Below are 17,141 nucleotides of genomic sequence, written 5' to 3' on the forward strand. Positions count from 1 at the left end.
TGATGGCGGGCTTTCGGGAAGGTGTGGCGCTGCTGGCGGCGCTGACGTTCGCATGGGCCGGCGAAGCTCAAGCCCAGGACTATGTCCGCGCCGACTGCCGGGACCAGCTCAATCCGGCGGCCCTGCGGTTCGACACGCAATTGCATCAGCGCTGGTACAGGCGGTTCTGGACCGGTGACTGCGATCACCTGCCATTCTGCTTTCCCGGCTCGCCGAACTGGAACGACATCGTCGGCAAGTTGCTGGTGCGGGGCGGCCCCACGGAGCAGGCCGCCTTGCTGCCCAAGGCTTGCCGTCTGGGCCAGATGATCGGGCTGGAGTGGGCGCGCGACAAGAAGGTTCGCCATATCGACACCGGCGACCTGCACGTCTTCAAGAGCCAGCTCGAAGCCTCCGGCGACGCCCTGCGTGGGGTCGACCAGGTGGAGGCCTCGGCCCGGGCGAAGATGGCGCGCTGAGCGCCCTGATCGTCGCCGTCGAAAAGCTTCACCGTGAAAGCGGAACCAAAGATTTGCCCCCGCGTTGGACCCGTTCGGGGGGTCATGGGGACCGGTCTAGGTTGTAGATGGCGTAAACCGCCTTCAGAGCCTGGATCGCCTGCCCAATCAGCGCCACCCACGCAGATCGAACGATTTCGACGTGGAGTATTCCTATGCCGGCGGCACAGTCCAAGGCCCAGCAGCGCGGGCTCGACAACCACCAGCTCCTGGCCGCCCTGCGCGCCTTCCGGCGCGGCGACTTCTCAGTGCGGCTGCCTACCGACCTGTCCGGCCTGGACGGTGAACTGGCCGAAGCGTTCAACGACGCCGTCAATCTCAACGATCAAATCAGCAAAGAGTTCGAGCGGCTCGGCGACGTCGTCGGCAAACAGGGCAAGATCAACCATCGCGCCCGCTTGCCGGGCGCCACCGGCTCGTGGGCGGCCAGCGTCGAGGCGGTCAACAACCTGATCACCGACATGGTCCACCCGACCGCTGAAATGGCCCGCGTGATCGGGGCCACCGCCAAGGGCGACCTCAGCCAGACCATGGACCTGGAGAACGAGGAGCGCCCGTTGCGTGGCGAGTTCCTGCGCATCGGCAAGGTCGTCAACACCATGGTGGGCCAGCTGGGCTCGTTCGCTTCGGAAGTGACCCGGGTGGCGCGGGAAGTCGGCACCGAAGGCAAGTTGGGCGGTCAGGCGCAGGTGAAGGGCGTGGCCGGCACCTGGAAGGACCTGACCGACAACGTCAACCTGATGGCCGCCAACCTGACGGGCCAAGTCCGGAACATCGCCGAGGTGACCACCGCTGTCGCCAACGGCGACTTGAGCCGCAAGATCACCGTGGACGTGAAGGGCGAGGTGCTGGAGCTGAAGAACACCATCAACACCATGGTGGACCAGCTCAACAGCTTCGCTTCGGAAGTGACCCGCGTGGCGCGGGAAGTGGGCACCGAGGGCAAGCTGGGCGGCCAGGCCAACGTCAAGGGCGTGGCCGGTACCTGGAAAGAGCTGACCGACAACGTCAACCTCATGGCCGGCAACCTGACCGGCCAGGTCCGCAACATCGCCGAGGTGACCACCGCCGTGGCCCGCGGCGACCTTTCGCGCAAGATCACCGTGGACGTGAAGGGCGAGGTGCTGGAGCTGAAGAACACCATCAACACCATGGTGGACCAGCTCAACAGCTTCGCTTCGGAAGTGACCCGCGTGGCGCGGGAAGTGGGCACGGAAGGCAAGCTGGGCGGTCAGGCCCGCGTGGAAGGCGTGGCCGGCACCTGGAAGGACCTGACCGACAACGTCAACCTCATGGCCGGCAACCTGACGGGCCAAGTCCGGAACATTGCAGAGGTGACCACCGCCGTCGCCATGGGCGACCTGTCCAAGAAGATCACCGTGGACGTGAAGGGCGAGGTGCTGGAGCTGAAGAACACCATCAACGTCATGGTGGACCAGCTGAACGCCTTCGCCTCGGAAGTGACCCGGGTGGCGCGGGAAGTGGGCACGGAAGGCAAGCTGGGCGGCCAGGCCAACGTCACCGGCGTGGGCGGCACCTGGAAGGAGCTGACCGACAACGTCAACCTGATGGCCGGCAACCTGACCGGCCAGGTTCGTAACATCGCCGAGGTGACCACCGCCGTCGCCATGGGCGACCTCAGCAAGAAGATCACCGTCGACGTGCGCGGCGAGATCCTGGAGCTGAAGAACACCATCAACACCATGGTGGACCAGTTGAACTCGTTCAGTTCGGAAGTGACCCGGGTGGCGCGCGAAGTCGGCACCGAAGGCAAGCTGGGCGGTCAGGCGCAGGTCAAGGGCGTCGGCGGCACCTGGAAGGACCTCACCGACAACGTCAACTTCATGGCCGGCAACCTGACGGGCCAGGTCCGCAACATCGCCGAGGTGACCACCGCCGTCGCCAACGGCGACCTCTCCAAGAAGATCACCGTCGACGTCAAGGGCGAGATTCTGGAGCTGAAGAACACCATCAACGTCATGGTCGATCAGTTGAACGGCTTCGCGTCGGAAGTGACGCGGGTGGCGCGGGAAGTCGGCACCGAGGGCAAGCTGGGCGGTCAAGCCCAGGTCAAGGGTGTCGCCGGCACCTGGAAGGAGCTGACCGACAACGTCAATCTGATGGCCGGCAACCTGACCGGCCAGGTGCGGAACATCGCCGAGGTGACCACCGCCGTCGCCATGGGCGACCTCAGCAAGAAGATCACCGTCGACGTGCGCGGCGAGATCCTGGAGCTGAAGAACACCATCAACGTCATGGTGGACCAGCTCAATTCGTTCAGCTCGGAAGTGACCCGCGTGGCGCGGGAAGTGGGCACCGAAGGCAAGCTGGGCGGTCAGGCCCAGGTGAAGGGCGTGGCCGGCACCTGGAAGGACCTGACCGACAACGTCAACTTCATGGCCGCCAACCTGACCGGCCAGGTCCGTAACATCGCCGACGTCACCACAGCCGTCGCCAAGGGCGACCTGTCCAAGAAGATCACCGTCGACGTGCGCGGCGAAATCCTGGAGCTGAAGTCGACCATCAACGTCATGGTCGATCAGTTGAACGGCTTCGCGTCGGAAGTGACGCGGGTGGCGCGGGAAGTCGGCACCGAGGGCAAGCTGGGCGGTCAGGCCGCCGTGCCAGGCGTGGCCGGCACCTGGAAGGACCTCACCGACAACGTCAACATGATGGCCGCCAACCTGACCGGCCAGGTGCGGAACATCGCCGACGTCGTCACCGCCGTGGCCCAAGGCAACCTGAAGCGCAAGCTGACTCTGGACGCCAAGGGCGAGATCGCCTCGCTGGCCGACACCATCAACGGCATGATCGAGACCCTGGCCACCTTCGCCGACCAGGTGACCAACGTGGCCCGGGAAGTGGGTTCGGAAGGCAAGCTGGGCGGCCAGGCGCGGGTGCCCGGCGCCGCGGGCCTGTGGCGGGACCTGACCGACAACGTCAACGAACTGGCCGCCAACCTGACCACCCAGGTCCGCGCGATCGCCGAGGTGTCCACCGCCGTGACCAAGGGCGACCTGACGCGGTCGATCACCGTGGAAGCGTCCGGCGAAGTCGCGGCCCTGAAGGACAACATCAACGAGATGATCCGGAACTTGAAGGATCAGACGTTGAAGAACACCGAGCAGGACTGGCTGAAGACCAACCTGGCCCGGTTCAGCCGCATGCTGCAGGGCGAGCGCGACCTGTCGACCGTGTCGAACCTGGTGCTGTCGGAACTGGCCCCGCTGATCAACGCCCAGCACGGCGTGTTCTACGTTTCCGACCACGATGTGAACGGCGAGTCGGTGCTGAACCTGGCCGCCAGCTACGCCTCCAATCCCGGCGACCGGCCGCCGGCGCGTCTGCGTCAGCGCGAGGGACTGATCGGCCAGTGCGCCGCCGAGCGCCAGCGCATCCTGCTGACCAACGTCCCGTCCGAATACATCAAGATCAGCTCGGGCCTGGGCGAGGCCGCGCCGCAGAACATCATCGTCCTGCCCGCCCTGTTCGAAGGCGAGCTGAAGGCGGTGATCGAGCTGGCCACCTTCGGGACCTTCAACGAGACCCAGCAGGCCTTCCTCGACCAACTGATGGAATCCATCGGCATCGTGTTGTCGACCATCGCCGCTAACATGCGGACCGAGGGGCTGCTCGAACAATCCCAACTGCTGACCTCCGAGCTCCAGGCGCAGCAGGAAGAGCTGAAGAAGACCAACGACCGCCTGGAACTGCAGGCCGCGTCGCTTCGTCAGTCCGAGGAACTTCTGCGTTCCAAGCAGGACGAACTGCAGCAGACCAACGCCGAGCTGGAGGACAAGGCGGTCCTGCTGTCGGCCCAGAACAAGCAGGTGGAAGCCAAGAACACCGAGGTCGAGCAGGCCAAGGCGGCGCTGGAGGAAAAGGCCGAGCAGCTGGCCCTGACCTCCAAGTACAAGTCCGAATTCCTGGCCAATATGAGCCACGAACTGCGCACGCCGCTCAACAGCCTGCTGATCCTGTCCAAGATGCTCAGCGAGAACGCGCAAGGCAATCTCAGCGCCAAGCAGGTGGAGTTCGCCCGCAACATCCACAGCGCCGGCGCCGACCTGCTGGGCCTGATCAACGACATTCTCGACCTGTCGAAGATCGAGAGCGGCACGGTCACCCTCGACATCGGCGAGATGTCGTTCGCCTCCCTGCGCGACCAGACCGACCGCACGTTCTCGCAGCTGGCCCAGGACAAGAAGCTGGACTTCTTCGTCAACATCGACCCGGCCTTGCCGCGCTCGATGTACACCGATGACAAGCGCCTGCAGCAGGTGATCAAGAACCTGCTGTCCAACGCCTTCAAGTTCACTCAGGCCGGTTCGGTGCGCCTGTCGATCGCCCGGGCCGAGAACGGCTGGGCGCTGGGCAACGACCACCTGAACAAGGCCGGTCAGGTGCTGGCCTTCTCGGTCGAGGACACCGGCATCGGCATCCCCGAAGACAAGCAGCGGATCATCTTCGAGGCCTTCCAGCAGGCCGACGGCACCACCAGCCGCAAATACGGCGGCACGGGCCTGGGCCTGTCGATCAGCCGTGAAATCACCCGTCTGCTCGGCGGCGAGCTGCGGGTCGTCTCGACGCCGGGGCAGGGCAGCACCTTCACCCTCTATCTGCCGCTGAACTTCAGTCCGGCGGCCCAGTCGCAATCAAGCCAGCCGCTGCGCCCGGCCACTTCGCCGGTCCAGACCTTCCGCCTGTCGACGATGGAGGCCGGATCGGCCGAGCCGGCCGAGACCGTGGTCGACGACCGCGAGCAGATCGAGCCGGGCGACGCGGTGATCCTGATCGTCGAGGACGACACCCGCTTCGCCTCGATCCTGTTGTCGCTGGTGCGCGACGGGGGCTTCAAGGGCGTGGTCACCGGCGAAGGTTCGGCCGTGCCGTCCCTGGCTCGGCGATTCACGCCCGACGCCATCATGCTGGACATCGGCCTGCCCGACATGGACGGCCTGGCCCTGCTGGACCTGCTCAAGCGCACGCCCGACACGCGCCACATCCCGGTGCAGGTGATCTCGGCCGACGACCACGGGGGCCTTGGCCTGTCGATGGGCGCCTTCGGCTTCACCAGCAAGCCGGTGGAACGCGAGGCGGTGGCCTCGACCCTGGAGAAGGTCAAGAAGCTGGTCGCCGAGACCGGTCGCGCCCCGATCCTGGTCGGCGGCCCGGCGGGGGGCGGGGGCCAGGCGGCTGACACCCTGCGCGACACCATCGGCGCGGTGAAGGTCGTGGCCGTCCTGTCGGACCTGCCCGACGAGGCCTTCACCGGCGAAGGCGGTTGCCTGGTGATCGACGTTGGCGCGGGACCGGTCGGCCCGTTCATCGACACGCTGAAGCAGCGCGGTACGGCGTCGGGCGTGGCGGTGCTCTACGCGCCGGACGACCTGGATCCCGAGGAGGACCGTCGACTGCGCCTGGCGGTGTTCTCGGGCCTGGCGCGCTTGGCGCGCACGCCCGAGCAGTTGATCGACCACGTCACCATGTCGCTGCACGCGCCGCTGGACCGCCTGTCCAGCCCGGCCAAGGCGATGATCGCCCACAGCCGCCACGCCGACGCCGTCCTGACGGGTCTGACGGCGGTGGTGATCGACGACGACATCCGCAACATCTTCTCGCTGGCCAGCGCGCTGGAGGAGTACGGCATCGAGTTGCGCTACGCCGAAAGCGGTCGCGAAGGCTTGGAGCTGCTCGACAGCCTGCCCGCGGTGGATATGGTGCTGGTCGACATCATGATGCCTGACATGGACGGCTACGAGACCATGCGCGAGATCCGGGCCCGACCGCGGTTCTCAGACCTGCCGGTGATCGCCGTCACCGCCAAGGCCATGAAGGGCGACCGCCAGAAGTGCATCCAGGCCGGTGCGTCGGACTATGTGTCCAAGCCGGTCGACATCGACCAGCTGATCTCGGTCCTGCGGGTTTCGGTCCAGCGCACCGACGCCCAGCGCCTGGCCGGAGACAACGTCGTGGCCATCCACAGCGCAGCGCAATGACGGTACCCGCGGTAAAGCATCAGGCGGTTCCGCCGCCCGAGGATCGGCTGCGAACGCGGATCCTCATCGTCGACGACGATGAGCGCAACGCCTTCGCCGCGATCCAGGCGCTGGAAACCCTGGGTCAGGAACTGGTGGTTGCTCGATCTGGCGAGGAGGCCTTGCGCCGGCTGCTAACCGACGACTTCGCGGTGATCCTGCTGGACCTGCACATGCCCGGCATGGACGGCTACGAGACGGCCGAACTGATCCGCCAGCGGCGGCGTAATCGCGACGTGCCCATCGTCTTCCTGACGGCGGTGTTCCGCGACGAGGCCCACATCTTCAAGGCCTATTCGGCCGGGGCCGTCGACGTGGTGTTCAAGCCGGTCGACCCGTTCATCCTGCGCTCCAAGGTGCAGGTGCTGGTCGACCTGCACATCAAGACCCTGGAACTGGAACAGCAGTCGGAAAGCCGCCGCCTGCTGATCGAGGAGAACGCCCGCATTCACGCCGAGAAGCTGGCGGCCGAGCGGGCCCTGCGTCGTACCCAGGAGCGCCAGGAGGCGATCCTCCGGGCCCTGCCGGTGGTCTTTCACTCGCGTACCGCCGACGCGCCGTATGAGCCGCTGTTCGTGGGCGGCAACGTTATCGAACTGACCGGCTTTTCGGCCGACGATTTCCTGGCCTCGGCCGAGTTCGGCATCAGCCGGGTCCACCCTGACGACGTCGACATCGTCGTGCGCGCCCAGGCCGAGGCCCGCAAGTCCGGCGCCTACAGCTGCGAGTACCGTTGGCAGTGCGCCGATGGCTCCTATCGTTCGTTGATCGACCAGGGCGTCCTGGCGTCCGATGAGGAAAGGGGGCGGCAGGTGGTGTTCGGCACGCTGCTGGACAACACCGAGCGGCGCGGCCTGGAGGAGCAACTGAGCCACGCCCGCAAGATGGAGGCGGTGGGCCAGCTGACTGGCGGGGTCGCCCACGACTTCAATAACCTGCTGACGGTCGTGCTGGGCAATATCGAGCTGATCAAGCGGCGAACCGGCGAGCGGCACGAGCTGTCTCGGCAGATCGACGCTGTGCGCCTGGCGGCCGAGAAGGGCGGGGCGCTGACCCGCCAGCTTCTGGCCTTCTCGCGCCGCCAACGCCTGAACCCCTTGACCGTCGACCTCAATGTCCTGATCGCCGACTTCGCGCCCCTGATGCGCCAGGCGGTCGGCGAGGCGGTGAGCATCGAGTTGGGCCTGACGACCGAGCTCCTGCCGGCTCACCTGGACCCCGCCCAGTTCGAGAGCGCCCTGTTGAACCTGGCGGTCAACGCTCGCGACGCCATGGAGAACGGCGGCGTCCTGTCGGTCGCCACGCGGCTCGTCGGCGGGAATGATCCCAAGATCCTGGTGACCGTCCGCGACACCGGCCAGGGCATGGACGCCGACGTGGCCTCGCGGATTTTCGAGCCGTTCTTCACGACCAAGGAGATCGGCAAGGGATCGGGACTGGGATTGTCGCAGGTCTACGGCTTCGTGCGCCAGTCGGGGGGCGAGATCTCGGTCAGCAGCACGCCGGGGCAGGGCGCGGTGTTCGAGATTTCCCTGCCGCTCAGCCAGGCGGCGCTCAGCCAGCGTGGCGCTGGCGGTGAGACCCCGGAAGCGGTGCGCGGGTCCGAGCGGATGCTGGTCGTCGAAGACGACCCGGCGGTGCTGGCCATGGCGGTCGAGACACTGGAAGGCCTGGGCTATCAGGTCACCACGGCCGATACGGCCGCGGCCGCCCTGAAACGCCTGAAGGGCCGCAAGGGCTTTGACCTGCTGTTCTCCGACGTGGTCATGCCCGGCGGCGTCAACGGCGTCGAGCTGGCCCATGCCGCGATCAAGGAACGGCCGGGACTGAAGGTTTTGCTGACCTCCGGTTATGTGGGCGACGAGGCGGCGTCCTGGGCCAACGAATTTCCGATGATCGACAAACCCTATCTGGGACCGGCCCTGGCGGCCAAGATCCGCGCGGTGCTGGACGCCGACGCCCCGGCGACCGAGCCGGCCAAGGTGCGGCGAGGCTAGGGTTTCGGTGCGCGGCGACTTGTCGTCGCGCCACGCGGGACCATCTGACAAGCTCGGCCGCGCCCGCAGGCGCGGCCTTTGCTTTCGGAGCCGATCATGACCGACCTCTCAGCCTTCCCGATCACCCAGCGCTGGCCGGCCCAGCATCCCGACCGGCTGCAGCTCTACAGCCTGCCCACGCCCAACGGGGTCAAGGTGTCGATCATGCTGGAGGAGATCGGCCTGCCGTACGAACCGCATCTGATCGATATCGGCAAGAACGAGACCTGGGGTCCGGAATATCTGTCGCTGAACCCCAACGGCAAGATCCCCGCCATCATCGATCCCGACGGCCCGGACGGCAAACCGTTCGGTCTGTTCGAGTCCGGCGCGATCCTGGTCTATCTGGCGGAGAAGACCGGCAAGTTCCTGCCCAAGGACCCCGCCAAGCGTTACGAGACCCTGGCCTGGGTGTTCTTCCAGATGGCCGCCATCGGCCCGATGTTCGGTCAGGTCGGCTTCTTCCACAAGTTCGCGGGGCGCGAGTACGAGGACAAGCGTCCGCGCGATCGCTATGTCGCCGAAGCCAAGCGCCTGCTGGGCGTGCTGGAGACCCGGCTGGCCGACCGCGACTGGATCATGGGCGACGAATATACGATCGCCGACATCGCCACCCTGGGCTGGGTGCGCAACATCAATGGCTTCTACGAGGCCGGCGAACTGGTCGACTACGGCAGCCTCAAGCACGTGCCGGCCTGGCTGGAGCGGGGTCTGGCTCGCCCGGCCGTCCAGCGCGGACTTGAGATCCCCAAGCGCCCCTAAGGTCGCGCTTCGCCACCACGCCGGGTTTCGACACGTTCGCCAACCCGGCGTTGGTGGCCCAGGCCTCCCCCGCGCGCGAATGTCGCAGGCGGTTTAACGGGTTTTGCGGACCTTACGGGTCATGTAGGCCCGGCGGAGGGCCAGATGAGCGACAACGAAGCGAAACGTATCCGGGCGCTCCAAAGCTACGGGGTCCTCGACACGTCGCCCGACGTCTCGTTCGATCGCATCACTCAGCTGGCGTGCGACCTGTTCGATGCGCCCATCGCCCTGGTTTCGCTGATCGACGAAGATCGCCAGTGGTTCAAGTCTCGCCAGGGGATATCCGACTGCTCGACGCCCCGCGGCGAGGCGTTCTGCAGCGTGGCCATCGAGCAGGGCCCCGACGCGCTGATGATCGTCGAGGACGCCACGCTGCATCCGCGCTTCGCCAGCTATCCCTCGGTGACGGGCGATCTCGGCGTTCGCTTCTATGTCGGCGCGGTTCTGACCTCGCCGGAGGGCTACAATCTCGGCACCCTTTGCGTCATCGACACCAAGCCGCGTCCTCGGCCCACGGATCGTGACCTGGACCGCCTGCGCGCCTTGGCCCGCATCGTCGTCGACCAACTGGAGCGGCTGCGTGTCAACCGCGTGCGCTGGGAGCAGGCGCGTCTGCTGAAGTTGGCCGAGACCATGTCGGGCGTCGCGCACTGGCGCTACGACGTCGTCACCGGCGAGATGTACTGGTCGGACCTGCTGTACGAGATCCGCGGCGTAAGGCGGCACAGCTACGTGCCTACGCTCGAAACCGGGATCCAGTCCTTCCACCCCGATGACCAGGCGATGGTTTCCGGCCATCTGCTGGGAGCGATCGCCACCCAGACCACGTGCAACTTCCAGGCCCGGCTGATCCGGGCCGACGGCGAGGTTCGGGTGGTGCAGTCGAAGGCCGGCTGCGAGCTGGACGAGCGCGGCGAGGTCGTGGCGTTGATCGGCCTGTTCCAGGACGTGACCGAGCAAGTCCGCAATCTCGAGAACCTGACGGCCAGCGAGGGGCGCTACAGGCTGCTGGCCGAGAACACTTCCGACGTCATCGTTCGCGCCGCTTTGGACGGCACGCTGCTCTATGTGTCGCCCGCCTGCCGGGCGATGGGTTACGAGCCAGAGGATCTGGTCGGCACGGCGGCCGACCGGCTGGTCCATCCGGAAGACCGCGAACGCTTCCTCGCCAATTCCAAGCAGCTCTATACGGGCGAGACGCCCGACCCGATGGCCAACCGCCAGCATCGCTATCTCACCGGCGACGGGCGCTGGGTGTGGTTCGAAGGCAATCCCCAGATCGTTCGCGACGCCGAGGGCCGCGCGACCGAGATCGTCAATGTCTTCCGGGACGTCACCGAGCGCCGGGAACTGCAGGAGCGCGCCGAGCGGATGGCGCGCATGACGGCCCTGGCCGAAGAGGTCGTGGGCCTGGGCTATTGGCGGGTCGAGATGGCGACGGGTGAGATCACCTGGTCGCCGCACGTCGCGACGCTCTACGGCCTTGACCCGGCGTCCGAGCCTCGCCTGGACCAGTTTATCGCGGCCGTGCATCCAGACGACCTCGCCGCCCAGCAGGCGCGGCTTCAGCTGGCGCGCGAGCAGGGTATCGGATGGAAGCTGGCGGTGACTCGCATCCTGCTGCCCAATGGCGGCATGCGCTATCTGGAAGGTCACGGCAATTGCGAGCGTGATGCGACCGGTCAGGTGGTCGCCGTGTTCGGCGCCGTCATCGACATCACCGCCAAGGTCACCGCCGAGATCTCGCGCGCCGAGGACGAGGCCCGCTACCGCGCCATGTCCGAACGCGTGCTCCTGGCCACCCAGGCCGGCCAGATCGGCGTCTGGGAATGGAACATCGAGGTCGACCGCCTGGTGTGGGACGAGCGCATGTGCGCCCTTTACGGGGTGGAAGCCTGCGAGACCCAGACCGCCCAAGACTTCCTGGCGCGCGTACATCCGGAAGATCGCGATGACGAACAGCGACTGGTGAGGGCCGCGCTGGCGGGCGAGGCGGCCTACGACACCGAATTTCGGATCGTGCGGCCTGGCGGCGAGGTGCGATCGATCCGGGCGCTGGCGACCCTCGTGCGCGATGCGGACGGCGCGCCGGTCAAGTTGGTGGGCACCAACTGGGACGTCACGACGGTCCGCAATCTCGAACGATCGCTGCGCGCCAGCGAAGACCGGGCGCGCAATGTCATCGCCAACGCTCATCAGGCCATAGTCACGGCCGACGAGACGGGGCGGATCACCGGCTGGAATCGCTATGCCGAGCTGACCTTCGGCTGGAGCGCGCAGGAGGCGATCGGGGCGGATCTGACGATGATCCTGCCCGCCGGTCATGCCGGCGTGGCGGCCTTCCTGGGCGGTGGCTTCGGCGACGACATCGACCAGCGCATCGAAACGAAGGCTTGGCGCAAGGACGGCGTCGAGATTCCGATCGAGCTGGCGGCCAGCGCGGTGCGTGACGCGGCGGGCTGGGAACTGACGGCGCTGATGCAGGACATCAGCGAACGCAAGGAACAGCTGGAGCTGTTCGAGAACGCCTTCGAGCACGCGCCGATCGGCAAGTGCCTGGTCGGGCTGGACGGGTCGTTCCTGCGGGTCAACCCGACCCTGTGCGAGATGGTCGGTTACAGTCGCGAGGAATTGCTGGCCCTGGACTTCCAGGCCATCACCCACCCGGATGACCTGGACGCCGATCTCAGCCTGGTGACCGACCTGTTCAACGGCGTGATCTCCACCTACCGGATGGACAAGCGCTACATCCGCAAGGACGGCTCCATCGTCTGGATCCAGCTGGCGGTGTCTCGGGTCGACAATCCCGACGGCTCGCCGCGCTACTTCATCTCGCAGATCGAGGACCTGACCGCCCGGCGCGCGGCCGAGATCGCGCTGAAGGACAGCGAGGCCCGCTATCGGCTGATGGCCGAAAACACCACCGACATGATCATCACCGCCGATCTGAGCGGGCGGGTCACCTTCGTCGCCGCGTCCTGCCGGACGCTACTGGGATACGCGCCGGACGAGGTGGTGGGGCGCAGCGCGCTCGATCTGGCCTATCTGGAAGATCGCCTGAGGGTGCGCCAGGTCTATCGCGGCCTGACCAGGGGCAAGCCGGCGGAGCGAGTGCGCTGGCGCGTGCCGCACAAGTCGGCCGAGCGCGATGTCTGGCTGGAATCGAACCCGTCCTTGCTGCGCGACCAGATGACGGACGCGCCCACCGGATTCCTCGACGTGATCCGCGACGTCACCGACCAGGTGGCGCAGGAGGAGGCGCTGGCCGCCGCTCGCGCCGAGGCCGAGGCGGCCGCGGCGGTGAAGGGCGAGTTCATGGCCAATATGAGCCACGAGATCCGCACGCCGCTGACCGCCGTCATCGGCTTCTCGGGCCTGTTGAACCAGCGTCCTGACCTGGACGAAGTCTCGCGGCGTTACGTTCAGCGGGTGTCCAGCGCCGGCCAGGCGCTGCTGGCGATCGTCAACGACGTCCTCGACTTCTCCAAGCTCGAAGCGGGCCAGGTCGAGATCACGCCGCGCCCGGCCTCGCCGCTGGGGGTGGCCCAGGACGCCCTGGCCCTGTTCGCGCCCCAGGCCGACGCCAAGGGCCTGTGGCTGGAATGCGAGGCCGAAGGCGATCTGCCCGCGCAGGTGATGATCGACCCGGACCGCGTTCGCCAGGTGCTGCTCAATCTGGTGGGCAACGCGGTCAAGTTCACCGAGCACGGGGCGGTGCGGCTGTTCGTCGGCTACGACGCGGACACGGCGACGCTGCGCATGCGGGTCGAAGACACCGGCGCGGGCATGAGCGCCGAGCAGCAGACCAAGCTCTTCCAACGCTTCTCGCAGGTCGACGCCTCCTCGACCCGCAAGCACGGCGGAACCGGCCTGGGTCTGGCGATCTGCAAGGGTCTGACCGAGGCCATGGACGGCGGCATCACCGTGACCAGCGTGCCCGGCCAGGGCACGGTGTTCAGCTTCCATATCGCCGCCGAGGTGGTGGCTGGCGCGGCGGTGACGTCCAGCATGACCGCGCCCGCGGCCGACGTCCGACGTCTGGACGGGGTTCGGGTGCTGGTGGTCGACGACAACTTCGTCAATCGCGAGCTGGCCCGCACGGTGCTGGAGCACATGGGGGCCGAGGTCGCCGAGGCCGGCGGCGGTCGCGCCGCGATCGACGCCGCCTCCATCGAGCCCTTCGACTGCATCCTGATGGATCTGCGGATGCCCGGCGTCTCCGGAAGCGACGCGCTCTGCGCGATCCGCGATACGTCGGGACCGAACCAGGACGTTCCCATCCTGGCCTTCACGGCGGACGCCGACCTTGGCCTTCTTGGCCAGGATCACGGCTTCGACGGCCTGGTGTCCAAGCCGATCATGGCGGGGGATCTGATCGAGGCCGTGGATCAGTGCACGCGCTGGAGCGGTGTGGTCCACGATGTCGACGCCCCCGGCGCGGTCGAGGCGTGACGTGGGACGCACACGCATCCTGGTCGTCGAGGACGACCCGATCGTTCTCGATCTGATCACCACCCGCCTCGATATCGCGGGCTACGACACCTATTTCGCCCGCGACGGCTTCGAAGGCCTCAAGCGCTTGCACGAACTGCGACCGTCCGCCCTGGTGCTGGACCTCAACATGCCGCGGCTCGACGGCTTTGGCCTGCTGCGCAAGATGCGGCTGGAGGGCCTCAACACGCCGACCATGGTGCTGACGGCGCGTAACCAGCCGGACGACGTCCAGCAGGCCATCACTCTTGGTGCGCGGGACTTCCTGGCCAAGCCGTTCAAGGACGAGCAATTGCTGCAAAGGGTCGGTCGCCTGCTGCGCCGGGCTCCGGCCAGGCCCGCCAAGGCGCCGGTGGAGGCCGAATGCCTTCCCCCCATCATGCTTCCGATGGACGACGGGCCAGAACCTTTCCTGCTTTGAGCGGAAGGCGTTGATCGATGTTTTTCGATCGGCGTTCACTTTTTATTCCCGGCTCCGCTTGAACCCGGAGGGGGGAACACTCAAGTTGTTTATCCGTTGAGCTCATCGGGGCGAAAGCTCCCCGACGCAGGGCCGCCAGGAGAGCGCATGAGTCCCGACGACACCACAGGCCGGGAGGCCTCAGAGGTTCGCGCCATCGCCCTCGTGGATCGCTATCTGGCGGTTCGTCGGCGCACAGAAGCCCTGGCCAGGCCGCTTTCGTCCGAGGATCAGGGCGCGCAATCGATGCCGGACGCCAGTCCGGTCAAATGGCACCGAGCCCATACCGCCTGGTTCTTCGAGACGTTCCTGCTGACGCCGTTTCAGCCGGGTTACCGCGTGTTCGATCCGACCTTCGCCTATCTGTTCAATTCCTATTACGAGGCCGTCGGGCCACGCCAGCCGCGGCCTTTGCGTGGCCTGATCACCCGTCCGTCGGCCGACGAGGTCGGAGCCTATCGCGCCCATGTCGACGCGGCCATGGTCCGCCTGCTGACCACCACCCCGACCGCCGAGGTGATCGAGCGCCTGGACCTGGGCTTGGCCCACGAGGAGCAGCATCAGGAACTGATCCTGATGGACCTGCTGCACCTGTTCGCCCAGTCGCCGCTTCAGCCGGCCTATCGCGACACGCCGCCGGCGGAACGTCCCGTTACGGGCGCCGCGCGCTACCTCGCCTTCGAGGGCGGGTTGGTCGAGATCGGTGACGCGGGGCCGGGCTTCGCCTTCGACAACGAGCGGCCGCGTCACAAAGCCTATCTGGAGCCCTACCGCCTGGCCGATCGCCTGGTCACCAACGGCGAGTGGGCGGCCTTCATCGAGGATGGCGGCTATCGCCGAGCCGACCTGTGGCTCTCGGACGGCTGGGCCGCCGTGAACGAACAGGGCTGGGAGGCGCCGCTCTATTGGCGACGCGAGGACGACGGCGCCTGGTCTGTGATGACCCTGTCGGGCCGCCGCCCGGTCGATCCTCACGCGCCCGTGGGGCATGTCAGCTACTACGAAGCCGCCGCCTTTGCCGCCTGGTCGGGCCGTCGGTTGCCGACCGAGGCCGAGTGGGAGGCCGCTGTCACGGATTCGGACGGGCAGGGGCTGCGCCAGACGTCCGACGAGGCCTGGCAGTGGACCGCCAGCCCCTATGTCGCCTATCCGGGCTTCAAGCCGGGCGCGGGCGCGCTGGGCGAATACAACGGCAAGTTCATGATCAACCAGATGGTCCTGCGGGGCGGGGCGGCCGAGAGCTCGCCCGGTCACACGCGGCCGTCCTATCGCAACTTTTTCCATCCGGCCCAGCGCTGGGCGTTCACGGGGGTCCGCTTGGCCGACGACATGAGTGGGCTGGATCGCGAGACCGCGACACCGGCTTCGACCTTCCTGGACGACGCGCTGGCCGGCCTGACAGCCGAACGCAAGACGCTGCCGGCCAAGTACTTCTACGACGCCGAGGGGTCGCACCTGTTCGAGGCGATCTGCGACCTGCCGGAATACTATCCCACCCGCACCGAAACGGCGTTGCTGCGCCGGATCGCGCCGGAGATCGCCGCCCGGGTCATGGAGGGCGCGGCCCTGGTCGAGTTCGGCAGCGGGGCCAGCACCAAGACGCGCCTCCTGCTCGACGCCATGCCGCAACTGGCGGTCTATGTGCCGATCGATATCAGCCAGTCGGCGCTGGACGAGGCCAGCGAAGCGCTGCGCCGCGACTACCCGGACCTGACCGTCGCCCCGCTGGTCGATGATTTCACCCGCGCGGTCCGGCTTCCGGCCGCGGCGCGAGGACGGCCGGTGACCGGCTTCTTCCCGGGCTCGACGATCGGCAATTTCGCCCCGCCCGAGGCGGAAGACTTCCTGCGCGGCGCGCATGAGCTGCTCGGCGAAGGCGCGATGTTCGTGGTCGGGGTGGATATCGCCAAGAGCCCTGATGTTCTGGTGCCCGCCTATGACGACGCCCAGGGCGTGACGGCGGCGTTCAACAAGAACGTGCTGGCGCGGATCAACAGGGAGCTGAGCGGCGATTTCGATCTCGACGCCTTCGACCATCGCGCGATCTGGAACGCCGACGAGAGCCGCATGGAAATGCATCTGGTCAGCCGCGTGGATCAGACAGCCCATGTGGCGGGGCGAGAAATCCGGTTCGAGGCCGGAGAGACGATCCACACCGAGAACTCGTACAAGTACGCTCCGGAAATGTTCGTGGATCTGGCCCGTCGCGCGGGCTGGAAGGTCGCGGCGCGCTGGATCAGCGACAGCCCGAGCTTCGGGGTCTTCGCCCTGGCCGGCTGAGGCGGGCGGCGTTCAAAGTCAGTAAAGCGGCCGCGGCTCTCAAACCTTCGAAGGAATGGAGCCGCGGCCGCCTTGTGTCAGGAATCGCGTCCGGAGAGGCGTCCGCCGCCGCGCGACGACGAACCGCCCTTGCGACCAGCATTGGCCGCCAGGTCGCGGTCCTTGGCGAAGCTGCGCTTCTCGCTGGGAACACTGGCGCCCCCTTTGCGCGCGATCTCGCGACGACGTTCGGGGTCCATGGCGGCGAAGCCTCGGCGGCCGCGGGGCCGTTCGGTGTCGAGGTCCATAGGTTGCTCCTAATCGGGACTGGTCACGGGGGGGAACGGCGCGGCAGAAGCGTCATAGGGCCGGTCGTCGCCTGGCTGAACGGGCGGCTCGCTCATCGGCACTTCGTCGGGCGTGGCGCCCGGGTCGTACTCGGGTTGCGAGGGCTCGGTCGGCGGCGGGGCGTCGGGGTCGGTCATGGCGTCCTTCCACGTGTTCCAGTGAAGTAACCAGTGAAGTCGCGTTCGGTTCACCCAACAGGCGAGACAAA

The 17,141-nt window shown here is 67.0% G+C and carries 9 protein-coding genes; 7 read left to right on the forward strand and 2 right to left on the reverse strand.

Annotated features, from left to right (window positions below; all coding sequences use genetic code 11):
- The first annotated feature begins 2 nt into the window (after window positions 1-2).
- From G3M62_RS08150 to egtB, 7 genes are all read left to right on the forward strand, one after another.
- Window positions 3-458, forward strand: a complete 456-nt coding sequence (locus G3M62_RS08150; RefSeq protein ID WP_165186125.1) for a hypothetical protein — start codon at window positions 3-5, stop codon at window positions 456-458.
- Between the two features lie 194 nt (window positions 459-652).
- Entirely contained in the window at window positions 653-6,496 is a 5,844-nt protein-coding gene (locus G3M62_RS08155) for a hybrid sensor histidine kinase/response regulator (RefSeq protein WP_165186126.1), read from the forward strand.
- Entirely contained in the window at window positions 6,493-8,532 is a 2,040-nt protein-coding gene (locus tag G3M62_RS08160; protein ID WP_165186128.1) for a response regulator, read from the forward strand. Before G3M62_RS08155 ends, G3M62_RS08160 begins: the two co-directional genes overlap by 4 nt.
- Window positions 8,533-8,628: 96 nt before the next feature.
- Window positions 8,629-9,333: a glutathione S-transferase N-terminal domain-containing protein gene (locus G3M62_RS08165; RefSeq protein WP_165186130.1), complete on the forward strand. Its 705-nt coding sequence runs from the start codon at window positions 8,629-8,631 to the stop codon at window positions 9,331-9,333.
- A 144-nt stretch (window positions 9,334-9,477) separates the two neighbouring features.
- A complete protein-coding gene (locus G3M62_RS08170; protein WP_165186131.1) occupies window positions 9,478-13,827 on the forward strand; it encodes a PAS domain S-box protein in 4,350 nt (1,449 codons plus the stop codon).
- A gap of 1 nt (window position 13,828) precedes the next feature.
- Window positions 13,829-14,287 carry a response regulator transcription factor gene (locus G3M62_RS08175; protein ID WP_165186133.1) on the forward strand — a complete coding sequence of 153 codons (459 nt, stop codon included), beginning with the start codon at window positions 13,829-13,831 and terminating at the stop codon, window positions 14,285-14,287.
- Between the two features lie 147 nt (window positions 14,288-14,434).
- Window positions 14,435-16,606 (forward strand): ergothioneine biosynthesis protein EgtB, encoded by a 2,172-nt coding sequence (gene egtB / locus G3M62_RS08180; protein ID WP_165186134.1) that lies wholly within the window; start codon window positions 14,435-14,437, stop codon window positions 16,604-16,606.
- Between the two features lie 77 nt (window positions 16,607-16,683).
- Here egtB and G3M62_RS08185 read toward each other — a convergent pair whose 3' ends face one another.
- Window positions 16,684-16,893: a KGG domain-containing protein gene (locus G3M62_RS08185; protein ID WP_165186136.1), complete on the reverse strand. Its 210-nt coding sequence runs from the start codon at window positions 16,891-16,893 to the stop codon at window positions 16,684-16,686.
- A 9-nt stretch (window positions 16,894-16,902) separates the two neighbouring features.
- Window positions 16,903-17,070: a hypothetical protein gene (locus G3M62_RS08190; RefSeq protein WP_165186137.1), complete on the reverse strand. Its 168-nt coding sequence runs from the start codon at window positions 17,068-17,070 to the stop codon at window positions 16,903-16,905.
- Between the last annotated feature and the right edge of the window lie 71 nt (window positions 17,071-17,141).

This window comes from Caulobacter soli, assembly GCF_011045195.1.
In the GTDB taxonomy this organism is placed as follows: domain Bacteria; phylum Pseudomonadota; class Alphaproteobacteria; order Caulobacterales; family Caulobacteraceae; genus Caulobacter; species Caulobacter soli.